Source organism: Virgibacillus sp. LDC1 (assembly GCF_025792345.1).
Classification (GTDB): Bacteria; Bacillota; Bacilli; order Paenibacillales; family Paenibacillaceae; genus Paenibacillus_AQ; species Paenibacillus_AQ lautus.
The window spans coordinates 1132886-1155816 of sequence record NZ_JAOXLZ010000001.1; the positions used below are offsets into that span (position 1 = coordinate 1132886).

The 22931-nt window shown below is 47.4% G+C and carries 23 protein-coding genes; 15 read left to right on the forward strand and 8 right to left on the reverse strand.

The window, feature by feature from the left end:
* Nucleotides 1-57 precede the first annotated feature (57 nt).
* From OHJ21_RS05360 to hisC, 3 genes are all read left to right on the forward strand, one after another.
* On the forward strand, nucleotides 58-1662 hold the full coding sequence (locus tag OHJ21_RS05360; RefSeq protein ID WP_486019453.1) for an alkaline phosphatase family protein: 1605 nt from the start codon (nucleotides 58-60) through the stop codon (nucleotides 1660-1662).
* A 217-nt stretch (nucleotides 1663-1879) separates the two neighbouring features.
* Entirely contained in the window at nucleotides 1880-2185 is a 306-nt protein-coding gene (locus tag OHJ21_RS05365) for a Dabb family protein (RefSeq protein ID WP_100536678.1), read from the forward strand.
* Nucleotides 2186-2218: 33 nt separating this feature from the next.
* The gene (gene hisC / locus OHJ21_RS05370; protein ID WP_100536679.1) at nucleotides 2219-3346 is read left to right on the forward strand and encodes a histidinol-phosphate transaminase; all 1128 of its coding nucleotides are present in this window, start codon (nucleotides 2219-2221) and stop codon (nucleotides 3344-3346) included.
* A 147-nt stretch (nucleotides 3347-3493) separates the two neighbouring features.
* Here hisC and OHJ21_RS05375 read toward each other — a convergent pair whose 3' ends face one another.
* From OHJ21_RS05375 to OHJ21_RS05385, 3 genes are read right to left on the reverse strand one after another with little or no spacing between them, the layout of a single operon-like run.
* Nucleotides 3494-4576, reverse strand: coding sequence for a Ger(x)C family spore germination protein (locus OHJ21_RS05375; protein ID WP_394056449.1), 1083 nt, complete (start codon nucleotides 4574-4576; stop codon nucleotides 3494-3496).
* A 1-nt stretch (nucleotide 4577) separates the two neighbouring features.
* Nucleotides 4578-5681, reverse strand: coding sequence for a GerAB/ArcD/ProY family transporter (locus OHJ21_RS05380; RefSeq protein ID WP_486019454.1), 1104 nt, complete (start codon nucleotides 5679-5681; stop codon nucleotides 4578-4580).
* On the reverse strand, nucleotides 5674-7008 hold the full coding sequence (locus tag OHJ21_RS05385) for a spore germination protein (protein ID WP_326112647.1): 1335 nt from the start codon (nucleotides 7006-7008) through the stop codon (nucleotides 5674-5676). The genes OHJ21_RS05380 and OHJ21_RS05385 overlap by 8 nt, the downstream gene beginning before the upstream one ends.
* A 139-nt stretch (nucleotides 7009-7147) precedes the next feature.
* Here OHJ21_RS05385 and OHJ21_RS05390 point away from each other — a divergent pair, with 139 nt between their 5' ends.
* Nucleotides 7148-7807, forward strand: coding sequence for an FMN-dependent NADH-azoreductase (locus OHJ21_RS05390; RefSeq protein WP_326112646.1), 660 nt, complete (start codon nucleotides 7148-7150; stop codon nucleotides 7805-7807).
* A gap of 97 nt (nucleotides 7808-7904) precedes the next feature.
* On the opposite strand, the gene pdxR is transcribed toward OHJ21_RS05390, so the two are convergent.
* Nucleotides 7905-9299 (reverse strand): MocR-like pyridoxine biosynthesis transcription factor PdxR, encoded by a 1395-nt coding sequence (gene pdxR, locus OHJ21_RS05395; RefSeq protein WP_486019455.1) that lies wholly within the window; start codon nucleotides 9297-9299, stop codon nucleotides 7905-7907.
* 121 nt (nucleotides 9300-9420) lie between these two features.
* On the opposite strand from pdxR, the gene OHJ21_RS05400 reads away from it, so the two are divergent.
* Entirely contained in the window at nucleotides 9421-10404 is a 984-nt protein-coding gene (locus OHJ21_RS05400; protein ID WP_486019456.1) for a DMT family transporter, read from the forward strand.
* Nucleotides 10405-10525: 121 nt separating this feature from the next.
* A complete protein-coding gene (locus OHJ21_RS05405; protein WP_486019457.1) occupies nucleotides 10526-10732 on the forward strand; it encodes a hypothetical protein in 207 nt (68 codons plus the stop codon).
* Between the two features lie 88 nt (nucleotides 10733-10820).
* On the opposite strand, the gene OHJ21_RS05410 is transcribed toward OHJ21_RS05405, so the two are convergent.
* Nucleotides 10821-11327: a DUF3231 family protein gene (locus OHJ21_RS05410; protein WP_100536686.1), complete on the reverse strand. Its 507-nt coding sequence runs from the start codon at nucleotides 11325-11327 to the stop codon at nucleotides 10821-10823.
* A gap of 194 nt (nucleotides 11328-11521) precedes the next feature.
* Between OHJ21_RS05410 and OHJ21_RS05415 the strand changes: the two genes are divergently transcribed.
* The 4 genes from OHJ21_RS05415 (at nucleotide 11522) to OHJ21_RS05430 (ending at nucleotide 14866) form a co-directional block, all read left to right on the forward strand.
* Nucleotides 11522-12376 (forward strand): manganese catalase family protein, encoded by an 855-nt coding sequence (locus OHJ21_RS05415; protein WP_486019458.1) that lies wholly within the window; start codon nucleotides 11522-11524, stop codon nucleotides 12374-12376.
* 187 nt (nucleotides 12377-12563) lie between these two features.
* The gene (locus tag OHJ21_RS05420; RefSeq protein ID WP_326112637.1) at nucleotides 12564-13157 is read left to right on the forward strand and encodes a DJ-1/PfpI family protein; all 594 of its coding nucleotides are present in this window, start codon (nucleotides 12564-12566) and stop codon (nucleotides 13155-13157) included.
* Nucleotides 13158-13330: 173 nt separating this feature from the next.
* The gene (locus OHJ21_RS05425; protein ID WP_486019459.1) at nucleotides 13331-14314 is read left to right on the forward strand and encodes a phosphotransferase enzyme family protein; all 984 of its coding nucleotides are present in this window, start codon (nucleotides 13331-13333) and stop codon (nucleotides 14312-14314) included.
* Nucleotides 14315-14329: 15 nt separating this feature from the next.
* Entirely contained in the window at nucleotides 14330-14866 is a 537-nt protein-coding gene (locus tag OHJ21_RS05430; protein ID WP_486019460.1) for a GNAT family N-acetyltransferase, read from the forward strand.
* A gap of 99 nt (nucleotides 14867-14965) precedes the next feature.
* On the opposite strand, the gene OHJ21_RS05435 is transcribed toward OHJ21_RS05430, so the two are convergent.
* On the reverse strand, nucleotides 14966-15403 hold the full coding sequence (locus OHJ21_RS05435; RefSeq protein ID WP_486019461.1) for an SgcJ/EcaC family oxidoreductase: 438 nt from the start codon (nucleotides 15401-15403) through the stop codon (nucleotides 14966-14968).
* A gap of 341 nt (nucleotides 15404-15744) precedes the next feature.
* Between OHJ21_RS05435 and OHJ21_RS05440 the strand changes: the two genes are divergently transcribed.
* From OHJ21_RS05440 to OHJ21_RS05455, 4 genes are all read left to right on the forward strand, one after another.
* Complete coding sequence (locus tag OHJ21_RS05440) at nucleotides 15745-16305, forward strand: RNA polymerase sigma factor (protein ID WP_243390638.1); 561 nt, start codon at nucleotides 15745-15747, stop codon at nucleotides 16303-16305.
* The gene (locus OHJ21_RS05445) at nucleotides 16266-17231 is read left to right on the forward strand and encodes a hypothetical protein (protein ID WP_486019462.1); all 966 of its coding nucleotides are present in this window, start codon (nucleotides 16266-16268) and stop codon (nucleotides 17229-17231) included. The genes OHJ21_RS05440 and OHJ21_RS05445 overlap by 40 nt, the downstream gene beginning before the upstream one ends.
* Nucleotides 17232-17348: 117 nt before the next feature.
* Nucleotides 17349-18140 (forward strand): hypothetical protein, encoded by a 792-nt coding sequence (locus OHJ21_RS05450; protein WP_486019463.1) that lies wholly within the window; start codon nucleotides 17349-17351, stop codon nucleotides 18138-18140.
* A gap of 133 nt (nucleotides 18141-18273) precedes the next feature.
* Nucleotides 18274-18390 (forward strand): YjcZ family sporulation protein, encoded by a 117-nt coding sequence (locus tag OHJ21_RS05455; RefSeq protein ID WP_218033639.1) that lies wholly within the window; start codon nucleotides 18274-18276, stop codon nucleotides 18388-18390.
* 52 nt (nucleotides 18391-18442) lie between these two features.
* On the opposite strand, the gene OHJ21_RS05460 is transcribed toward OHJ21_RS05455, so the two are convergent.
* The gene (locus OHJ21_RS05460) at nucleotides 18443-19513 is read right to left on the reverse strand and encodes an anthranilate phosphoribosyltransferase (RefSeq protein WP_100536694.1); all 1071 of its coding nucleotides are present in this window, start codon (nucleotides 19511-19513) and stop codon (nucleotides 18443-18445) included.
* Nucleotides 19510-20133, reverse strand: coding sequence for an ANTAR domain-containing response regulator (locus tag OHJ21_RS05465; RefSeq protein ID WP_100536695.1), 624 nt, complete (start codon nucleotides 20131-20133; stop codon nucleotides 19510-19512). The genes OHJ21_RS05460 and OHJ21_RS05465 overlap by 4 nt, the downstream gene beginning before the upstream one ends.
* A gap of 357 nt (nucleotides 20134-20490) precedes the next feature.
* Between OHJ21_RS05465 and nirB the strand changes: the two genes are divergently transcribed.
* Entirely contained in the window at nucleotides 20491-22923 is a 2433-nt protein-coding gene (gene nirB, locus OHJ21_RS05470; RefSeq protein ID WP_100536696.1) for a nitrite reductase large subunit NirB, read from the forward strand.
* Nucleotides 22924-22931 lie beyond the last annotated feature (8 nt).

Genomic DNA, 22931 nt, shown 5'->3' on the forward strand with positions numbered 1-22931 from the left:
TCCCTCGAATGACATGTCCACTTTAGTGACAAAATGTACTAAGGTGGTGAATGCGAAATGCGGATAAACAGGATGTTCATCGTAATGCTGTCCCTTGTGCTGATCACGGTAACGGGATGCCAGCATCAAAAACCTGCCGAACAGGATTTGCTGAGGGTTAAATCCGAACAAGGGAACACTCATAAGAAAGTCATATTTCTGATGGTCGACTCATTAATGGCACAGGCGATCGATAAGGGCATATCTCAAAAACAGCTGCCCACCTTTCAATATTTGATTGAACATGGACAATACTATAAGGATCTGGTCAGCTCTTTTCCTACGATGTCCGTCACGATTGACAGCACGATGTTGACGGGAAAATATCCGAATGGCCATAGCGTACCGGGGCTTTTATGGTATTCATCCGACGATAAAAAGATGATCAACTACGGAACAGGACCGATGGAAATCCTCAGGCAAGGCATCAATCCGGTCCTGACCGATGCTTTAATCCATTTGAACGGAAAACATCTAAATCCGAATTCACGTACAATCCACGAAGAATTAGCCCGGCTCGGCTTGAAATCAGGATCGATTAACGGCCTGATTTATCGTGGAACGACCGAGCATACGCTGACGATCCCGGATTGGATTCAAGGTCCGACTTCCCTGCAGAAAAAAATAAAAGTCAAAGGCCCGGATTTTTTAACCTTGGGAGCCTTGTCGAACCCCCTAGAAGGTAAAGAGAATCTGCCTGATGATCTCAACGATCGGATGGGGCTGAACAATAAGTATGGAATCGAAGCCGTTAGCTATCTGATTCAAGCCAACAAGCTTCCGGATTTTTTGTATGTTTATTTACCGGACCTGGACCAGAAGCTTCATAAAAAAGGTCCGTCAGAGCTCGAAGGCGTCAAAAAGGTGGATCAGCAGCTCCAATCCTTATTAAATGCCTTCGGATCCCCGGAAAAAGCGTTTAACGAAGCGATTTTCGTCATCGCTGGGGACAGCGGAATGACACAGCTTCTTCCGGCGGAACAACGTTCGGAGATTGATATGCCCGCTATGCTGAAAGGCATCTCCGTTCTAAAGCCGGGCGAAGAGGTGAAAGCGGAGACCGAGGTCGCCCTCGCAGTCAATGAAACGATGGCTTATGTATATAATTTCAAATCGAGTCGTTCTTTGAGAAGCTTAGCGGATATCCTAAGCAAGGACGACCGCATCGATTTTGTTGCTTGGAAAGAAAATGAATGGATTCATGCCATTCAGGGATCTACTTCGAAAGAACTCCGATATAAGGCGAAAGGTAACCTGGTCGATCGCTATAAACAGACATGGACCGTGAAGCAGGATGCCGAGGTGCTGGACCTTAAATTGAATGCCGATGATCGGACCTTGGATTACGGGCAGTATCCCGATGTGCTGGAGAGGCTGTCCGGGGCGCTGAACTCTCATAAAGGTGAATTTTTGGTCGTGACGGCTAAACCGGGATACGAATTGGCGGACCGCAGTTCACCAACGCATGAGGGGGGCGGGGGCCATGGCTCGATCCGACGTATGGAGTCGCTTGTCCCACTGATCATTGTTGGAACGAACGAAAAGCCGGCGAATTTACGAATGGTTGACCTAAAAGCATATCTACTTGATTTGTTGACGAATCACATTCAGAAGACTAAATAATTAGCAAGGGCTATACAGTCATGTTTTATGACGATGCCATTGTTGTGAAATTTGCAAGATAGTAGGCACTCTTTTTCGATTTCATGGAAAAGGGTGCCTTTTTCGTAGCGATTTATTTGACGATTGACGTTATAATATGATGTAACTCTAGCCACAGTACTTCAAGTTATACAAGATCATCAGCCTCATACGAATCTTAATAAGGAGCTGGACAAACATGACAACCAACCCAATCATTCATTCCGTTATTTTTTCACTTAAACATGAGAAAGGATCGGCGGAGGAGCATCGTTTTTTGGAGGATGGACGATCTGCCCTCAGTACGATTCCAACGGTTCAAGCGTTTAAGGTATTTAAACAAATCAGTCCTAAAAATACATATGATTTCGGCTTCTCGATGGTATTTGATAACGAAGCCGATTATGAAGCCTATAATGTGCATCCGCAGCATGTTGATTTCGTCGAGAACCGCTGGAAGAAGGAAGTGGAACAGTTTTTGGAGATCGATTACAGCGAAGTGTAGAAGATGAATACGCGGTAACGGAGGGCGAACACATTGAATCAAGCAGGGGAAGATAAAGAGTTGCAGGTCACGCCGCGGCAGGCATTAGGACGGTTGAAGCCTTACACGGCAGGAAAGCCCATCTGGGAAGTACAGCAGGAATACGGCTTGGATCGCGTCATCAAATTGGCTTCCAATGAAAATTCACTCGGTCCTTCGCCCAAAGCATTGCAAGCCATTCAGGAGCGGTTGTCTGATCTGCACCGTTATCCCGACGAACGCTCTTCGGGTCTCGCGCAAGCGCTTGGCGAGCACTTGGGATTGGCGGCGAATCAATTCATTGTGACAAACGGCGGCGATGAACTGATCATGCTGATTTCTCGGGCATACCTTGAGCCTGGCGACGAGATCGTGGTTCCTGATCCGACATTCAGCGAATATGAGTTTGGTGCTTTTCTTATGTCCAGTACGGTCATTAGGGTACCGCTGCGCAAACAATTTGCCTTCTCTGCGGAAGATATACTGTCCGTGATTACGGAAAGAACCAAAATCGTGTATCTGTGTACGCCCAATAATCCAACAGGCACCTATATTCCCGAGCTTGAAATGAAAAAGCTTCTGGACCGTCTTCCTACTCGCGTACTGGTTGTGATCGATACGGCATATCGCCATTACGCGACAGCGCCTGATTACTCGGACGGGATCGATTTCATCAAGATGGGATATCCGGTCATCACCCTGAATACCTTCTCCAAAATCTATGGTCTTGCGGGTATTCGCGTCGGCTACGGAGCAGCTTCAGCAGGCATTATCCGCACATTGCTTCAGGTTAAAGAGCCGTTTAATGTCAATGCGTTGGCGCAAGCAGCGGCATCGGCGGCACTTGGGGATGAGGAACACGTCCAGGCATCATGCCGGATGAATGAACAAGGCAGACAACAAATCTATGAGGGACTGAGTCGGTTATCGATTCCTTACGACGAGAGCATGAGCAATTTCATACTGGCAGAGCTTGGAGAACATGCGGATACCCTGTACCATAAGCTGCTGGAGCGGGGGATTATCGTCCGATACGCCAAAGGTTGGGGACTGCCTGGGCATATCCGGATTTCGGTAGGAACGGCGGAAGAAAATCAAGAGCTGCTGGATGCTTTGGGCGAAGTCTTAATGCATACAACGTAACCCATGGTAAGTATGAAGCGTTATAGGGGATGCTGGTCATCCGGCAAAAAAGCCAGCAGCAAGAGCAGGTATGCGAAATATCAAAAGGACCGCAGGTGCGGTCCTTTTTTTGATGGATTGTTATGTGGTCCAATCCGTATCCTGGACTTACAAATCTTTAAGATTACCTCGATTCTCAATGACGGTCGTTACTCGCAGCTTGAAATCCAGATTAGGGTAGTAAGTCGTTCTCCAATCCCGCAGCTGTTCTCGGGTCAGATGATTTCTGAAAAATTGGCCCAAAGCCAAGATATCCGCTTGTTCATTTTGTGTCTCTTGAAACATCTGATTCAGCCGGAGGGTGAGCAGTTCTTCCAGCTTCTCGGTGATCTGCCCTTCCGTCGGATGCCCCCTAGAGTCCAGGATGGTAACCTTCAGTCTAAGATGGCTTCGAAGATAAGGTTTGCCATCCTGCATCCAGCTGTGATGGGTAAGCCTGTTGCTTATGATTTGTACGGTGGCGCTTTCCATGACCTCGACTTTGCCGAACGCGCTTTTTCCATAAAAGGCATTAGCCACAAGCGTTTCATCGGGTCCGATTCGGCCCGTCATCCTGCCATTCTTAATGATGGCCGAACCCATGCATTCGATGCTTGTGGATTTTCCTGAACGTATAATGGGGACGATGACATCATGCGTATAGGAATGAATGCTGCGAAACATTTGCCATACCCTCGTATCCGCTAATTGAGGGTTCCAGCCGGCGTTTTTTTCGAAAAAGTCATAAACGATATTACCGCTGTGTTCGGATTTCGCTGCCATATCCGAAAAGAATTGATCCAGCCCTTGATCGCTGATAGCAAAAAGCGTTTTGGAGGAGATATCTCTGGAACGATTAAATGCGGAAATGATATCTTCCATGCCGTTTCGGGCAAATTTTTTATCCACGATGACGATTTTCAAATGCAGCAGATCCACTTGAGTCTCCATGTTCATGCTTATATGATCGATGATTTCATTGATGGTATCGCCCGTATCCGAAACGATATTTACGGTGCTTGTATCATTCGTTGCCGGGATATCCAAAAACACCTTGTATTGATTCTCCTCGGTTAACGAAATGCCCATGATCACCGGAAGCGAGCGATGATTAATGTCTTTGATATCCCAGCAGCCGGTAAGCAAGGGAACCAGGGCGGCCAGCATGAGAAAGCACTTCAAGGCATGGCGGATGATGACCGGGTTGTCCATTTTATGTTACCTCCGTTGCACGGTTTGCTTTATGCTTGTGCCGCCATCCGATGATAAACGTGATCAGCGGAAGAACCAGGAAAATATACAGTCGCAGAGGAATAATCCACACTTGCAGCTTCTTAAGGAAATCCCAGTTGGGGATGGCGATGGATATGGCAAACAAACCGGCGGTCAAAGCAATCAGTAGATAGATATTGGGAATCATTGGGGCAGCCCGTTTGGTAAGCGTAACGAGAACCCATAATGTCACTCCCAAGTACAGCAGCGCAAACGCCATCAGGCTCAATAAGAAAAAAATCGTGACCCGATCGAACAACAGCCAAGTGATATTCACGGTGTCTATGGTCATCAGCATGGGAAATTGGTATAACTCGGCGGTCGCTTGCCCAAAGGTCAGAAGCGGCAAATATACCGATAACAAGAACATGGGAAGCAGCAGAAGGCAGCCCAGCATCATTTTCTTGATGCTAATATGTATGGATGGCGGTAACAGTCCCAGGAAAAAGAAGCCGCCAGCATAGACGAATAAACTGACTAGAAAATCGGGTTTCGCAAGAAAATGGAACGATTGTTCAGGGTCTATGATCGGCATCAAATAATACCAATCCACGTTTTGAAAGCTAAAGCAGAGAACAAAAATGATGGGGAATGTGAACAGAATGACCAGCAGGATGCTGGTTCGGGCCATGCTGGCCATGCCTTGCCAAGCCATGAGAAAAGCAATAGCAATCAATAACAACTGGATCGCCCACAGCGGCGTGGTTGATAAAAAGACCAGGTTCAACATCTCGGAATAGGCCCTAAGCGTGATGATAATAGCGATACCAAAGTAAAAGAAGGCAGGAAGCAAAAAGATCCACGCGAGATATTTGCCGGCGCTCCGGAACACATCCACGATATTCACGACATTCCGCTGGGCGGCCCATTGCAGGCCTTTAATGTACATGAAGAGGGCGACTGCATGCAGCGCATAGCTTATGGAGATTCCGATCCAGTGCCCCATTTTCATGCCTGAAAACAAATCGGAGGGATAGAGAAAAAAGATAAGCCCCATATGACAAACCACGTACAGGATGGTTGCATGATAACCACTTTTATCCATTTCGCTCATCCTTCTGATTTAATGTAGGTAATGATAAGTAAGGAATCCCCATACTTTTCTGATGGCCCATATAGGCGCAGACGACAACGATTCCAGCAAGCAGCCCTAACATGCCATAGATGGCGGATAAAATGATCAGCAGATATTTGAACACGCGAACAGATACAGAGTTCTGAAATCCCACTACCGTGGAAGAAGCAATGGTTGTACCCGCCAGCACGATAATTAGCAGGTTGCTGACCAGTTTGGCGGATACGGCAGCTTGGCCCAGTATAATACCGCCCACCATCGTAATGGTGGGTCCCACGCTTTTCGGAAGACGGACACTCGCTTCCAAGATGAGCTCCAGAACGATGAGGAGCAGCAGCGTCTCGACAAAGGCGGGATAAGGGACGTCCTGCCGGCTGTTCGCAATCGATAAGGCCAGCTGAAGCCTCAGAATTTCAGGATTGACGGACACCAAGGCCACATAAAGCCCGGGAATAATGGTCGCGATCAAGACGCCGACAACTCTCAGGAGTCGGATCAGGTACATGAACGGGAGAGGATAATTATGATCGTCCTTCATGCAGAACATATCCATGACAAGGCTGGGTAAAATAATTGCGAACGGATAACGGTCCAGCATGAACACAACCTTGCCTTGCTGAAGGGAGTGAGCCGCATTTTGCGGCAATTCCGTCATGGTGAAGTTGGTTACGAGCGACCACGTGTTTACGCCCAGCATGTTCTCGAGATGCTGAATATGGTGAACTTCCTGATCCAGACCCGCCTTGATTTTCGCTTGAATGGATTGCAGTAACCGGGGGTCGATTCGGTCTTCCTGATAGATTAACAATAAGGATTTGGGATGACTCTTCCCGACGGTGTACGTTTCGACTTGCAAGGAGGATCCGGTGCAATGTTTTCGAAGAATGCCGATGTTCGTATTGATATCTTCCAGAAAAGCGCTGCTTGAGCCGTATAACGTATTTTCCGTTTCTGGCGATGAGACTGAGCGGGTGACACTTTTCGATATCGGAAGGACGGCGCTGCAAGTTCCAGACAAGGGTTCCAGGACGATCAGGTTGCCCTTCATGATGTCAGGAATAACCGCTTCCAGTTTGGGTTCGACAAGCTCGCCTAGATTTTTAAGAAGTGAAGCGGGCGACAGGGAATTTTCAATCATATTTGAGGTTTGGATTTGCAGTGAAGCGATACTCTGGGGAAGATCAACTAAAGAATCTAAACCGATCACTTGAACTTGATACTGAAGCAATTGAATTTCAACATTGAAAAAATCAGCATTCGCTTTGAAATACTCAGCCAGGCTTTCTTTGAGATCCATAACTTCACTCCCCCGACACATATATTAGATATCCTTTCCATCGCAGCCTTTGATTTATGCATAAAATCAGAATTGATGTCACACTTGGACCGCCTTGTTTGTCTACATTATGAAATAGTCGAAAAAGGAGAGATATAAGATGGAGAACATACTCATTATCAACGCACATCCGAGGGTGGAGTCAGCGACTTCGGTCAGCTTGCGGGTGCTTCAGCATTTTTTGGAGGCGTACACGAAATGCAACCCGGCAGGTGCTATAGAACAAATCGATTTATACCGTGATTCTATACCTGCCATAGACCATATGGTTTTAGAGCTTTGGAACAAACAGGGTAGAGGGGAGCCGCTTAACGAAGAGGAGCAGCAGATATCGGACCGCATGTCCGCCATTCTGCAGCAATTTAAGGCGGCACGGAAGTATGTCATCGTATTGCCGATGCACAATTTCAACGTTCCGTCCAAGCTTAAAGATTATATCGATAATATCCTCATTGCGCGTGAGACATTCCAATATACGAAGAACGGCTCGGAAGGTTTGCTAACCGATGGCCGCAGTCTGCTGGTCATTCAGGCAAGTGACGCCATTTACACAAATCATGACTGGTACGCCGAGGTGGAGTACTCGCATAAATACCTTAAGTCCATGTTTAACTTTATGGGAGTAATGGATTATCAGATCATTCGGGCACAGGGAAATGCGATTCTGGATCGGAACCAAGTTCTGGAACAGGCCTTTCTGGAAGCCGAAGAAGCTGCGAAACGGCTGGCGAGCACGGAGGCTGCGATAAAGATTAAATAGGAATGGGATGTATGGAGTACGGTGACGAAGCATAAAAAAGGCTGCCTGATGGCAGCCTTCACTGTTTGGATGGAAGCATAAAGAAATCTTGAAGATGTTATAAGCAGCCTTGATCCTTCAAATAAGCATGCAGCAGGGATATTCCGTCGCGGATTTCGCCTGCCTCCAGGTGACCGTAGCCGAACAATAACTTGTTTGCATGGATCCCTTTTTGAATACCATGATAGTCCAGTGGCGTGATGCGTATCCGATCCTGCCGGGTCCTCTGCCTGAAAGCCTCGTCAAAGATCGCCCCTGGAAATTCTACAGCCAGATGCAGACCGGCTGCATCGCCCCAGGAACGCCAAGTATCTCCGAAATACTCATGTAGCGAAGATAACAGGACCTGCCTCCGTTCGCCGTAGATCTTTCGCATTTTCCCGATATGCCTGTCAAATTTCCGGGTGCGCAAAAACTCGGCTAAGGCAGCTTGCTCAAAAGGGGGATTCTGCACATCCGTATGGGTACGCAAATGCCCCCAGCGCTGTTGAAGCTTACGGGGCACAATCGCATACCCGATCCGAAGCGCCGGGAACAGAACTTTGCTGAACGTGCCGACATAAATGACCTTATCGGGATCCATGGCATATAAAGGTGCGACCGAATCTCCGCTATATCGGAACTCGCTGTCATAATCGTCCTCGATGATATAGCTGCCGTTTTTTCTGGCGTAGCGGATGAGCGCAGCACGCCGATCCGCCGGCAGAATGCCTCCAAGCGGAAATTGGTGAGAGGGTGTAACATAAACGGGACATCCAGACTTGTCGGTCAAGTGATCGGTCTGAATCCCGTGTTCATCTACGGGAACATGATGGATTCGATATCCTTTGTTGATGAACGTCTGCAGCATCTCGATGTTGCAGGGATCTTCAAACCAAATTTCCTGATTTTCCTGATAGAGTAAGTCGGCAAGGATTTTCAGCGCATGTGTTGCACCTGCCGTTATGAATATATCCTGGCTGCATACCTTAAGGCCTTTGCAACGATAAAGCCACAATGAGATTTCTTCTCGAAGTGCAGGCAACCCCTGAGGACCCGTATAACCTAGCAGAGCAGAGCTCATGTCGCCAAGGGTTTTCATTGAAATCTGCTGCCATGCGTACCGTGGAAATAGCCGGAGTTCAGGCTGTCCCGTGCGGAAATCTGCTGCGAAATCAGGAGGAGCTTCTTTCCGCGGCGGCGGTTCAAGGTTAGCCAGGATATCCAGTGCAATGCCTTTAGCGACCCGTGTAGGTGCCCCTTGTCGGCTTATAACGTAGCCTTCGACGCTCAACATGTCAAACGCTTCATTGACCGTATTACGAGATACCATGAGTTCTCTCGCCAACTGACGGGATGAGGGCAGGCCTTCTCCTGGCTGCAGGATTCCTTGAACAATCCTCTCCCTTATAGCTGTATAAATTTGTCGTTTAAGCGATACTTCGCTGCTACGGTGCAGTCTTATTCCCAACATAAGAGCATCCTCCAACTGGTCTGCATAAATTTGCGCTTAACTGGATCTGTAACCATACCAGTATTTTCCCTATGATTGTAGCATAGATTCAGTCGCTGTCGATCTGTAATAACTGGGGGATGTGATTTTTTTGGAACGATGGAAAGGGATGCTTTATTTATGCGGGGCTTTCACGCTTGCAGGGACTTCTGTCATCACGGCGTGGTTTTTGAACGGGAAATTAGGGACATTTACGATAACAGCCGCCAGCTTGGTATTGGCTCTGCTATGTCTGCTTCCTCTATGTAGGAAGGAGCTGGTGAAGACGGTTCGACAGTTAACATTCCGAGACTGGGGGGTTCTATTCTTTCAGGCGATACTCGGAATGTTTCTGTTTCGGATGCTGCTGCTGCAAGGACTTCTTCATACCAGCACGGCAGAAGCAGGAATTCTAACAGGCGCTACACCCGCCTTTACCGTCATGCTGGCATTTGGGCTCCTGAGAGAATCGGTGAACGGCAATAAGCTGGTAGGCATTGTTACCACGGTGGTAGGCATTATGATCATACAAGGGGTACTCACGCCGGGCCATGCATTCGAGGCACAACATCTGTACGGTAACCTGCTTGTGCTCTGCGCTGCATGGAGTGAATCCGGCTTTAATCTGCTTTCCCGCATCGGTTCGATGCAGCGAACGGCTTCACCAAACAAAGCCATTCATCCTATGGTCCAGACGACGCTGGTCTCGGTGATCGCCTTGTTGCTATGCTTGATCCCCGCATGGTTCGAGGATCCGGTGGCTTCACTGGCAGCAATAGGATTGCAGGAATGGCTTGCGCTGCTTTGGTATGGACCGATCGTGACGGCCGTGGCCTTCATGCTGTGGTATGCCGGCATTAAGCGCTGCCATGTATCAACAGCTGCTGCTTTTTCCGGCATGATGCCTTTCACGGCTTTGTTGTTATCGGTCATCGTATTAAAAGAATCCGCAGGATGGGAGCAATGGTGCGGCGGCATCTTGGTCATCCTAGGCATGTTCCTCATTGGTAGGCAACAGGTTGCAATCAACCCGTTGCCCCACAACTCCCGCCGGAACCTGGAATCATCGGCGAGGGTCAGGGAATGAGTTAAAAACAAAAAAGAAGCAGCATCCAAGGACAGATAGAAAAGGAAAAGTTTGAAAGGATAAAATGGGGTTATAAATTATACAAGCAGATGTTGTTACACCAATAATAGGAGTGATCAGGATGGAGAAGTTACTGGTTAAGCTTTTGGTCCATGGCGCCATGATTACGGCCATCATCGTCGGGCTTTCGAATGCCACGTTTGCATCAGCTGTGATTGCTGCACTGGGGATAGGCGTTGCTTCTTATCTGGAATCTTTGAATATTTCTTCCACATTTGGCTCCTTCGAGATCATCAGCCTGTTAAGAAGCAGCAGGCTTAGCGAGTAGAAGCTCAATGTGCGAATACATGATTAAATCAAAAAAACACTCTGAGCCACATCAGATCAGAGTGTTTTTTTGATTGATTACACTATACTCATTCAGGTCTCTTGAGTTGAAGCGGCGGCGGAATGAGCCAGCCTTTTTCCTTATTCATCTGAAGGATACGCACACCCAGCGCCGTCTTGGTGAGATGATATTTAGCGAATAACGCGCCGATATCTTCCCGGATGGATTGTCCCATGGTTTGACTGCATGATACCAATCCGAGTGATGTATCAGCTGCGATTTTGGCTGCTATTTCCGGATCCGTGAATCTTGCGCCAGCCGGAATATCCTCGAGTTTAACCGGGGGTCTTTCGGGAAGTCCCGGTGCAGGGGCGATTCCGTTGTCGGTAAGCAATTCATCACATTCTTTAATCTCAAGCTTGGATTGATCCAGCAGATCATTCAGAATTTTTTTGAGATCTTTATCGCCTGCATGATTCAAATAAGCCTCGTAGCAGGATACCATGCCTTTTGCCAACATGGATGCTGACCATACGCTAAATATTTCCCCATAATGCATGGGCTCATTTTTAGGATTACCGCTTAAAATTCCCAATCTTATTCGCTCCTTTAAGATTTATTCAAACAGAGTCATTATGTGCAAGAGATAGTTGTTTAATTCTTTCGAAATAAGCAGAATAGGCACCTAGCAATTTCCAAGAAATTATTGTGACGAGTGCAGTGCATGGAAAATGGGATGTAAACGCAAACTGGATTCGTGACTATATTGAGGAAGCGGGAGGATATTACATGTATTTTTATAAAGAGGATCTGATCAATCTGATCGTTCCAGATCAACCTGATCCAGCAGCTGCAAAGGTGCTGCAGGAAACGTTAGGCGGCCGATTCGGCGAAATGCGGACGATGATGCAATTCTTCTTCCAGAGCAACAATTTCCGTGGGAATGCCATTCCATATCGCGACCTGATCCGTGGCGTTTTCTTGGAAGAGATAAGCCATGTCGAGTTGGTTCAACATACAATCAATCAGCTGCTTACCGGCGCTGGCGCTGAAGGCGCTGGTAATTCCGGTATGGACGAGGCCCCGCTCGATGAAGCGATCAAGCATGCGAATCCGCATCACTTTATCATGGGAGCCCAAAGTTCTTTACCTGTTGATGCCGCAGGAAACCCATGGCAGGGAAATTACGTCTATGATCACGGAAATTTGGTTAGTAACTTGCTCGATAACGTTGTTCTCGAATCAACGGGAGTGCTTCAAAAAACGCGAATCTATGAGATGAGCACAAACAAAACGTTCCGTGAGACGTTGGCTTTTCTGATTGTGCGGGATAATGCGCATCAAAATGCGTTTGCCAAAGCACTGGAGACGCTGGGCGTTGAATGGGGTAATATATTCCCTGTTCCGAATTACGACATCCATAAATATCCGGAATGCCAAAAATACGTAGATATGGGCTTCCATAACGCACAGTTCAACTTCAGGCTGGATGATACGCGAATCGGCGAGATTTTTAGCGGTCAAACACCAAGCAGAAATGGCGGAGAGCTGCAAGTGGTTCAACCTCCGGAAGGGTTTCCGTTACCTATAATGCCTGAGCTGGCGAACGAGCACGCACCTGGGTTATATGATTTAAATCATTAATTCAGCATCCGTTCCGATATGCAGGTTATTGAACAAAAAGAGGCAGTCATCGGGCTGCTTCTTTTTGTTATTCATTTGTTTTTCAGTTGAATTTAGAGATAAGTGTAGTTATGATAGTACACAATCCAAAAGATCGGGATGTCTCTTCATATGATAATAGAGTGACAAGGACGGGGGAGGATGGCTTATGAAGAAAGTGCTTTTACTGTTGGCGGATGGATTTGAAGCTGTGGAGGCTAGTGTGTTTACCGATGTACTGGGTTGGAACAAGCTGGAGGGGGATGGGACAACCCAGGTTGTGACCGCGGGACTGCATGACCGGTTGAAGTGCACGTGGAACTTTACCGTTATTCCTGAGATCACGCTGGACTCGGTTAATGTGGACGATTATGATGCGCTGGCGATTCCCGGCGGGTTCGAGGAAGCTGGCTTTTATAACGATGCATACGACTCCAGGTTCTCCAAGATCATTCAGGAGTTTCATGCGCAGGGCAAATGGATTGCTACGATTTGCGTTGCAGCCCTTACGCTTGGCAAAGCCGGCGTGCTGGAGGGACGAAAAGCCACGACTTATGATCACCCAACCAGCATCAGAAAATCACAGCTGCGAGAATTCGGTGCCCATGTCATGGAACAACAAATCGTTGTTGATGGGAATCTGATCACTTCATGTAACCCGGCAACGGCTTTTGATGTGGCTTTCACTTTGCTGGAAAAGCTGACATCTTTGGAAAATACCCTGCATGTGAAAGAGCTTATGGGATTTACAAGCAAATCATGATTGAAGACTAATTGATTTTAAGCAGTAAGCCTGTCTTAAAGAAGACAGAGCTTATTGCTTTTTTTTGTAAATTACAACGTACCGTGGTTTATATAAAAAATAATTATAATCATACAGCCTATATGTAAGAGTTTGTCGAGGATGATACCCTTGAGTGCAAGGAGGGATTGGGGTTGCGTTTATTTCCTGTCACTTACTCGCTTTTGTCTAAACAAGCGGTAGGGTTACATATTCAACACAATTATGAGATTGGTTCCGTTGTAAAAATTCAGTATTTTTTGCGGGGCATGAACGATGCGTACGAAGTAGAAACGGATGTTGATAAGTATATCTTCCGTATCTACAGGGCTGATCGAAGAAGCGGGTCTGACATCGAGTTTGAATTGGAGTTGCTCCGGTTTCTCAGTGCGAAGGGGATCATCGTTTCAGAGCCGATTCCGGGAAAAGACGGAGCATACCTTAGAGGGTTTAACGTTATGGAGGGAATTCGATACGGGGTCCTATTTCAATATGCGGAAGGGCACGAGAGACCGATTCACATCGCAGTCGACAGTTACCGATTCGGTGAATCCATCGGCCACATGCATAAGGCGATGGATCATTTTGAAAGTCGTCATGCAAGGGAGCAGCTGGATATGGAGTTTCTAATAGATAAGCCTTTATCCATTATCAGACCCTATATGGAGCATCGGTTGGCGGATTATAACTACCTAAGTCAAATGGTAAAGGAACTAAAGAAACGAACCTCGGAACTCAAGGTTCGTGGTTTAGATTGGTGCGTGTGCCACGGAGATTTGCATGGCAATACGAATGCTGCATTTACAGAGGACGGAAAGCTGACCCATTATGATTTTGATTTTTGCGGTTACGGCTGGAGAGCTTACGATGTTGCGGAGTTTAGGCTTGCCAGAGAACTACACAGCGGACATGACCCGGAGGAAGTGGAAAGATTATGGGACGCCTTTCTGAGAGGGTATTGTAGTGTCAGATCGTTCAGCGAAAATGATCTTGCTGCGGTCCCAGTTTTTGTTGCCATTCGGCAGCTATGGCTCTTAGGTCTATGTTTTCAAGATTCGGAGTTTGTGGGGATTGCCGACTTCAATGAAGGTTTTATAGATAGCAAAATGCAGGATTTCAAGAGATTGGATTATGTCTAGGACGGAGGAAAACATATGAAAGTTACCGTGGAGTTAAGCGATACTTCCACCAAATTTATCATTAATAATATATATCCGCTGTATCTGCATGATTTATCAGGGATATGGGGATGGAAGCCGAATCGATATGGCGTCTATGAGGATGATGACACAAAAACCTTGAATGACCAGATCCAAGTTTTTGATATATGGTGGGAGAAGCCCTCGATTTTGTTTCCTTACCTGATTCGGGTGGATGGCATCCCGGCAGGATTTGCTCTGGTAGCAACCCCGCCGTACACTTTTGGCAGTGAATTTTACATGAATGAGTTTTTTGTTATGAAACCCTTCCGAGGCAAACATGTTGCGGAGAATGCTGCATCACAAGTGTTCAACAAGCATGCCGGCAGCTGGGAAGTCCAGACGAATGCCACGGATCGCAATAAGCGGGCGCAAGCATTCTGGAGAAAGACGATGAACAAGTATGTTTCGGACTCACGCGTGCAGGAATTTATTGCTACGAGGGACGACAGTGAGAAGTTGATCTTTCAGTTTGAATCATCGCGGGCATAGATGATGGCCCTGGTCCCCGATTCTATTGATCGAGAACCTGGGTTTTACCATGGGAATGATGTGTAAGCTGCTTGGATGATAGACTCCATCTTAATGTGATCATCCTTTACGGTGCGCTTGGATTAAAGTATTCTGACCAGCAGCCAGGAGCCATGTGTCTTGGTTCTTGACCATCACATAGATGGCCAGACTTCCTTGTCCGTCTTCGATGAGTTCCCCCTTCGATGTAGCCGGATACTGACGTATATGCGCGATGGCCACATCCTGGTGCAAGAATACAAGTTTCTCAATGAAATACTTTGCGTATGCATGAAGAAGCGGCCCCTTTAAAACAACTTGATGTGCGTTATTTATTTGCTCCCAGCCTGAGAGCATCTCCCCTATGACATTGACCCAAGTGGAGTCTTGACTAAAGTGACGATCCAAGGCATCGGCATCATGTTGATTAAATGCAGCTTCCATTTCGGCAATCGTTTGTCTAATGATGCGACCTTCCTGCTCCTCTAGTCCCTTGTGAATTTCATGTATGTTGGACATTGCATATAACCTCCTGTTATTTGTACTGCATTATGGGCCGAGACCTCTTCATCCTATCCATTGATATCTGTAATTTCATTTTAGATGGTAAGAAATATAATTAAAAATATATTTTATGGCAGGAGTATATGCCCTCAGGTATATAAGCGAGACGTGGGATAATCAAGACGTTACTGATAAAAGAAAAGATCGACATTACAACAAAACAATTCATACTTAAGGTATGGGTTGTTTTTTTATTTTTAATATAGAGTCCCTTTTTTGGAAGAAGAGGTGTTATACATACGTAAATAAGATTTACGCGGAGGTGCGTCTTCGAATTGGATTCGATAGAGGAGTGCGTGAGGCGCGTTAAGGCCGGTGAGGTGGATGGTTTCGAGCCTATCGTCGAAACGTACAAAAAACAAATCTACATATATTGCTGCCGGATGCTCGGCTGCAAGCAGGACGCGCAGGATGCCGTCCAGGATGTCTTCATTAAAGCATTCACCAAGCTTCATACCTATGAAGCGAAGGTTTCGTTCTCATCATGGTTATACAAGATTGCCTATCATCATTGTCTTAATTTGCTTCGCAAGCGACAAGTTCGCATGCGAGTGAGCCGACTCATTCGATCGACAGGGCATGCTGATAGCGTGGAACAGTCGCTGGAGCGCCGGTGGTTCAGCGAACCACTGGAATATGCCATGACGAAGCTCTCGGTGGAGGAGCGGAATCTGCTCGTGCTGCGGGTGTTCGAAGATAAACCGTTCACGGAGATCGCACAGATTCTGGATAAGAATCTTAGTGCAGTGAAGAAAAAGTATGCTCGGATGAAACAGAAAGTCATCAAGCTGATCCAGGAGAAGGAGGGGACGGGGTTATGCGAGATTCGGGACAGCCGGAGCAAGATCGAATTCTGAGAAGCATGGAATTGCACTCCGTGGAAGAAGAGTTGGACGTGACCCCCGCCATCATGCACAAGGTGCGTCAAATTCACCAGAAGAACCACAGGGGACATACCGGCAATCGTAAGAAAACCTTGATTATTGCAATGCTTACTGCGATTTTGATTCTTTCGTCTCTTAGTGTTTACGCAAGTAATTACTTGATTCAGATCAAGAACAAGGAAGGCGAAGTCATTCTGTCTACCATGAAGCCATGGAAATATTCCGAATCGGAATATAACGCCAAACGTATAAAAGAGACGGAAGAAGAGCTGAGCAAGAGGTTAAAGCCGGGTGAACAGGCGGTATATTATATCAAGGACCAGCATCTAACTTCATCCACTAAAAAATATCCACTGAACTATTTTTATATGGCGACAAAGCATCCGAATTATCAAGAACTCGCAAAAGAAATCGAAGAGAAGAGTGCGCCCTTACTTCGAGAACCTGATTATGTTCCCGAAGGGTATCGATTTGATTTTGGAAGGATTCAAATTAGAAATGAACCTGTATGGGGAACACCGGAGTATGAAAGTCTTCTGAATGAACTCAAAGAGCAGGCTGGAAAGTCGGATGAAGAACAGGGACTGTTCTATAAGATTGTCCCTTGGTTCGAGATTGCTTCTACGGGAATGGAATATCGTAAAGGCGAAAATCGGATCACGATTCTGGCTTTTGCCCGAAAGAAAGGCTCAAAAGCTGGGGTGCTCACAAACGAAGCCGTAAAACTGACGGTGAACGGGAAAGAAATGATACTGTCCGCCAATTCGACTACTGAAACTCGCAGCTTGACTTGGCTTAGCGACAGTGAAGAGATTCTGTATGTGATTACAGATGATCCAAAGGATCCACTGTCCAAGGATGAGTTTGCGAAGATTGCAGCCGGTCTTATATCGGAATAAACGGTTTCCCTTCATTTTTTACAAAATGTCCCTTTTGTTGTCGGTAAGGTGTTATATGTGATGTATTTATAAATTAACATAAAAGGCCTTACCGCCGAAAGGAGTACGAATTTTACCATGATGAAAAACAAGATGAAGGTCGCTTTATTTCTCGCAGCAACGATGATGGTCGGATCCGCGAATGTTTACGCAGCAAGCAATGCAAGCACGTCTGTTCCACAGGCGAAGGTAGCGGTTTCTACTGCCAAACCGGAGAAGACATCCGTTTCGTTTGATGATCGTATCAAGGAGTTAAGTAACAAACTTAAAGCAGGGCAGATGGTTGCGTATTATGTTGCGGACCAGGAATATAACCGGCTAGATGAAATTTACTTTACGTCCATGGGTTTTGTTAATACCAAGTATGCGGACTATGTGGCGAAGGCGAAGGCATTGAACGCTCCAACGCTAACCAAACCTTCTGACTTGCCGAAGAGTTATTCATTCCAGAACGCGATTATATACTTAAAGAGTCCTGAAAGAACGTCGAGTCTATACGAGAAGCTGGACAAGGAATTGAGAGCGAAGGCCGCAAGCGGGGAGAAGTTCGTGTACTCCGACATCATGAAGTCGAATGAAGCATCCGCAGCCATCCTGAATTTTGATAAGGGAAAAGTAAAGCTTCAGGTCGTTGCGAGTTATATTGTACCTGAACAGCCAATGGGCGGAACGCCAGTGCCGCAGAAGAAACCGAACGAGAAAAAGGAAACCATCGCCATTAACGGAGTGGAATGCATCTACACAACCGACTCCAAGGGAAGGGATCACCTGGATTGGGTGGATGAAGAGCAGCAGATTCGGTACAGCATTTGGGCGGAGAGCGCCAAATCGGATGTGCTGAACTATGCCAAGAAAATGATTGCGAAATAAGGCTTCTTCTTAAAAAATCCAGATTTATGTTGACCCAATTCCTGTCTGTTTTTATTTTTTCCTCAAGAGTCTACGCTCTTTGATATTACGAGCATAGGATGTTGTGTTCGGAAAAGTAAAGGAGGTTGGAACAATGGGTGAAGTTGCTGGATACGGTGGCGGAGGATATGGATCCGTTGGAGCAGTACTGGTTCTCTTTATTCTCTTGGTCATCATCGTTTCTGCGTTCGGATTTGGATTTGGAGTTTAATAGGTAATGTAAAAGAAACCCGCACCGCTTGCCCGGTGCGGGTTTCTTCTGTTCAATGCGAAACATGTCTGACGATGGGTGAAGTCCAACCGTCATTCGGGATGGGTTCTAACAGCAAGGACAGCCACTTGTCATATAACTCCCACGGTTTACCCGAGTCCAGCAGAGCCTTGCAAGTATAGATCCCTTCCTCGACGGAGCTGACCTTATCCGCCAACTGTAAGCGAACGGCTCCATTTAGCAGAACCTGGTAGATAAAAGCGATGTCCCCCGTACCCTGCAGAACCTGCTCGGTAACGTCAGCTTGTTCGGAGGGGGTCCAGCTTATGTCTGGAACAGGCGTATCGAGTCCGTACGCTTCCGGGTCGATGATCTGGAGGCTGGCTTCACCCTTCTCAACTCGGTAAGTCCGCGTGGGCCGGTGAATGAATAGTTCATCCGAGCCTTCACTGCCTTGAATGATGATCGCTTTCCGATAACCGAGTTTCATGATCAGTCGGCTTAAACGGTCAAAGACCGTATTATGGTATACGCCGAAGGTTAAGAAAGGGGAATGAGAGTAATCCACAAACTTTTCGGCCGTATTAAGCACGGTCCGCATACCCAGCTCCTCCCGGATCGGGCGAAGATTCTTAAGCGGGGGGCACCACTCTTCAGCATGTACATATAATACGCCCGATTGCTGGGCAGCGCGGACGCATGATGCTTTTGCCAGTAACGGTCCGATTATCCCCTTGGCCGCAAGTATATCCGACAATGTGATCCCCCACTTCGGGGGCAGTGATGCGGTCCCATGCAGAGTGACAGGCAGATCGGCGGCTGCCAGCACAAACGAGGTGGCTAACGTAGAGAAAAAGGAGGACTTTCTGCCATCATAAGGTCCTGCGCAATCTATACCCTCATGTACAAATGAACGGTCTGCATATTCACGGCCGACCTTCACGAATGCCTCCAATTCTTCCACGCTTTCCATTTTGATGCGTTCCGCAATGAAAAAGGCACCGATCTGTGCAGGGGTTGCCTGCAATCCGAGAATCGATTCTGCAGCCTGCAGCGCTTCCTCGTAAGTCAGGTCCCGTGCACCCCGTTTGCCGCGGCCGACTTCTTTTAATAAGTGGATCATGATTTTTTTGCACCTCCTGAGCCGGTCTCCTGAAGCAATTGATACAACTTGACGATCGAGGTTGCGACATCCACCATTCTTTTTCTTTCATTCATCGCCTGTTTGCGCAGGACATCGTATGCTTCGGATTCCGAAATATTTTTCATCTTGCACAGAATGCCTTTGGCCATATCAATCCATTTTCGCTCTTCAATGCGGGCAAGAAGCTGCGTTCTTTCATTATGCCACTGCTCTCGTTCGTAAAAATGCTTGGAACTAAAATGCAGTGTCCAATGCAGCTCATGCTCCTTCATGGTGGGGAATAAAAGTCCATCAATTATAACATCATCTTCACATGCTTCGAGAGATTGCGAAGCGGCATGATCGCTGCACCACCACAGAACGGGAACGCGCTTTTGTTGTTCGAGCGTGCGGGACCACGATTTAATTGCGGCAACCGGGAGGTGGAGAACCGTTCCGTCTGCTTCCATGATGCCGGCCAGCGCTTGCTTCTCACTGCGGGCTAGGTGGACCTTGTAGCCGTATGAACGAAGGATAAACTCCGGAAGAAGCGCCCTGGCATCTGTGTCGCTTCGCTCTGAAGCAGGGACCGGATGGTGGATAACCAGCAATGAACGCATGGATTGACGCTCCTTTCATAAATGATATCCTCTCAGGGTTTAAGCAGTTAGCACAAAGCAGTTATTATGTTAAATTATATAACATATATCACAGGGTGATGTCGATATTTAATTAAATTTCTCCGTTTCATGTCAAATATGTTGACAGACAGATCGGATGTGGTGTATATTTCCCTCAAGAAACTTTATATCTCCCGGATACAACGGTGTATCCCATTAGCGGCAAAGAAGCCTGCTTTCGTTCCCGGTAAGAGTGTGCCTACTCTACTGGAGCGAATGCAGGCTATTTTGGTTTTTAAGGCTTTTGATGAATGAACAAGTATATTCTAAGGTGTTAGACGGAGGGGAGCGCAAACCATGACAAAAAAGAAATTAGTAATGATCGGGAATGGTATGGCAGGGGTACGGGCAATCGAGCATTTGATCAAGCTTGCGCCGGATGCTTATGAGATTACGATATTCGGATCGGAGCCTCATCCGAACTACAACCGGATTATGCTGTCATCTGTCCTCGCAGGAGGCACCGATATGAAGGAAATCATCATTAATGATTGGGATTGGTATAAGGAGAATCGGATCCAGTTATATGCGGGTCATACGGTGACACGGATCGACACCCAGAATCGTCAAGTCTTTTCCGATCAAGGAGCTGCTGCTGACTATGATGTATTGATTATAGCCACCGGTTCCAATCCATTTATGCTGCCTTTGCCTGGTGCCGACAAGGAAGGCGTTATCGCATTCCGGGATATCAAGGATTGTGAAACGATGGTGAAGACATCGAAGCAATACAAGAAAGCGGTGGTTATCGGCGGGGGTCTGCTGGGTCTGGAGGCTGCTAGAGGGCTTCTGCATTTGGGCATGGATGTATCCGTGGTTCACCTTAACCCCTATCTGATGGAACGACAATTGGACGAAACGGCGGCCAGAATGCTGCAGCGTGAACTTGAAACCCAAGGAATGAAATTTCTGCTGAATAAAAATTCGGAGTCCATCTCAGGGCGGAAGCGGGTGAAGGCACTCCAATTTACGGATGGGAGCCGTGTCGAGACCGATCTGATCGTGATGGCCGTCGGAATCAAGCCGAACGTTTCCTTGGCACAATCCTCCGGGATTGAAGTCAAGCGCGGAATCGTTGTTAACGACTATATGGAGACGAATATTCCCGGCATCTATGCGGTGGGTGAATGCGCAGAGCATCGCGGAATCGCTTATGGTCTTGTGGCACCGCTATACGAACAGGGGGCTGTGCTAGCCAAGCATCTGGCGGGTGTGGAGACGAGCGGGTACGCCGGATCCGTAACGTCAACGAAATTAAAGGTATCCGGCGTGGATGTGTTCTCTGCAGGTCATTTTGCTGAACCGGAAGGAACAAGATCGATGCGATATCAAGATGAAGTTGAAGGAGTATACAAAAAAATCGTGATTCGCGAAGACCGGCTCATCGGAGCCGTTATGTTCGGAGATACAGGGGATGGACCCAAGCTGTTCTCGCTGATGAAAAGCGGCGAATCCATCAAGGGCCGAGAGAAGGAGCTTCTGTTAGGCTTCACGGGTCATGCCGGTACCGTATCGACGGAACAGCGGCTGGCTCAGCTGGCGGATGATGAGATCATTTGCGGCTGTAACGGCGTATCGAAGGAAGCGATAAAAGATGCCATTCTTACGAAAAATTGCAACACCGTGGCTTCCGTTAAAGCTTGTACAAAAGCATCGGGATCCTGCGGCGGCTGCAAACCGCTCGTTGAGGGACTGGTTCAGTTATACGCCGGAGATGCAGCAGGGGAGCCCGTGAAAGAAGGGATATGCGGGTGTACATCGCTAGGACGGGATGAAATTATTAGCGAGATAACCCGTCTTGGACTTGGAACCGTCAAAGAAGTGATGAATGTGCTGGGATGGGACAATCCAGAGGGATGTTCCAAATGCCGGCCATCCTTGAACTACTATCTGGGGATGCTGTTTCCGGAATCCTACGTGGATGAGAAGGAATCCCGCTTCACGAATGAGCGGTACCATGCCAACATTCAGAAGGATGGCACCTATTCCGTTGTTCCCAGAATATATGGCGGGGTAACGTCACCTTCGGAGTTAAAGAAAATCGCAGAGATTGCGGAAAAATTCGATGTCCCGATGGTCAAGATTACAGGCGGACAACGGATCGACTTGCTTGGCGTTAAGAAGGAGGATCTGCCGAAGATGTGGGAGGAGCTGGATATGCCTTCCGGTTATGCTTACGGTAAAGCCCTCCGTACCGTTAAAACTTGCGTGGGGTCCACGTTTTGCCGATTCGGCACCCAGGATTCCATTGGCATGGGTGTTCGCTTGGAGAAAGAGTTTGAGCGGCTGAGCACACCGGCCAAAGTAAAACTCGCGGTTTCCGGATGTCCCCGCAACTGCGCAGAAGCGACCATCAAGGATTTTGGAGTCGTAGCGATTGATGGCGGATGGGAACTGCACGTCGGCGGCAATGGAGGCGTTCATGTTCGGGCAACAGAGTTATTATGCATCGTGAAGACGGAAGATGAGGTGCTCGAATGGGCCGGGGCATTTATCCAATACTATCGGGAAAACGCGCAGTGGAATGAGCGGACATCGGTTTGGATCGAACGAGTAGGCTTGGACCATGTGAAAAAAGCATTAGAGAAGAAGGAGGACCGCGTCGCGCTCTTCTCGAGAATAAAGCTGGCTTTAAGCAAGCAGAAGGATCCGTGGAAGGAAATTACGTCGGACAGCGGGCTTCGTAAAAACTTCGTGCCTTTGCCTGATGCTGAACCTGTGACGAAATAGGGGGAATC

Bases quoted from the DNA above. Each gene is read 5' to 3' on its own strand.
- OHJ21_RS05360 (WP_486019453.1), top strand. From the start codon at position 58: ATGCGGATAAACAGGATGTTCATCGTAATGCTGTCCCTTGTGCTGATC.
- OHJ21_RS05390 (WP_326112646.1), top strand. From the start codon at position 7,148: ATGGAGAACATACTCATTATCAACGCACATCCGAGGGTGGAGTCAGCG.
- OHJ21_RS05365 (WP_100536678.1), top strand. From the start codon at position 1,880: ATGACAACCAACCCAATCATTCATTCCGTTATTTTTTCACTTAAACAT.
- OHJ21_RS05430 (WP_486019460.1), top strand. From the start codon at position 14,330: ATGAAAGTTACCGTGGAGTTAAGCGATACTTCCACCAAATTTATCATT.
- OHJ21_RS05455 (WP_218033639.1), top strand. From the start codon at position 18,274: ATGGGTGAAGTTGCTGGATACGGTGGCGGAGGATATGGATCCGTTGGA.
- nirB (WP_100536696.1), top strand. From the start codon at position 20,491: ATGACAAAAAAGAAATTAGTAATGATCGGGAATGGTATGGCAGGGGTA.
- OHJ21_RS05375 (WP_394056449.1), bottom strand. From the start codon at position 4,576: ATGGACAACCCGGTCATCATCCGCCATGCCTTGAAGTGCTTTCTCATG.
- OHJ21_RS05385 (WP_326112647.1), bottom strand. From the start codon at position 7,008: ATGGATCTCAAAGAAAGCCTGGCTGAGTATTTCAAAGCGAATGCTGAT.
- OHJ21_RS05420 (WP_326112637.1), top strand. From the start codon at position 12,564: ATGAAGAAAGTGCTTTTACTGTTGGCGGATGGATTTGAAGCTGTGGAG.
- OHJ21_RS05405 (WP_486019457.1), top strand. From the start codon at position 10,526: ATGGAGAAGTTACTGGTTAAGCTTTTGGTCCATGGCGCCATGATTACG.
- OHJ21_RS05465 (WP_100536695.1), bottom strand. From the start codon at position 20,133: ATGCGTTCATTGCTGGTTATCCACCATCCGGTCCCTGCTTCAGAGCGA.
- OHJ21_RS05380 (WP_486019454.1), bottom strand. From the start codon at position 5,681: ATGGATAAAAGTGGTTATCATGCAACCATCCTGTACGTGGTTTGTCAT.
- OHJ21_RS05445 (WP_486019462.1), top strand. From the start codon at position 16,266: ATGCGAGATTCGGGACAGCCGGAGCAAGATCGAATTCTGAGAAGCATG.
- pdxR (WP_486019455.1), bottom strand. From the start codon at position 9,299: ATGTTGGGAATAAGACTGCACCGTAGCAGCGAAGTATCGCTTAAACGA.
- OHJ21_RS05435 (WP_486019461.1), bottom strand. From the start codon at position 15,403: ATGTCCAACATACATGAAATTCACAAGGGACTAGAGGAGCAGGAAGGT.
- OHJ21_RS05460 (WP_100536694.1), bottom strand. From the start codon at position 19,513: ATGATCCACTTATTAAAAGAAGTCGGCCGCGGCAAACGGGGTGCACGG.
- OHJ21_RS05415 (WP_486019458.1), top strand. From the start codon at position 11,522: ATGTATTTTTATAAAGAGGATCTGATCAATCTGATCGTTCCAGATCAA.
- OHJ21_RS05450 (WP_486019463.1), top strand. From the start codon at position 17,349: ATGATGAAAAACAAGATGAAGGTCGCTTTATTTCTCGCAGCAACGATG.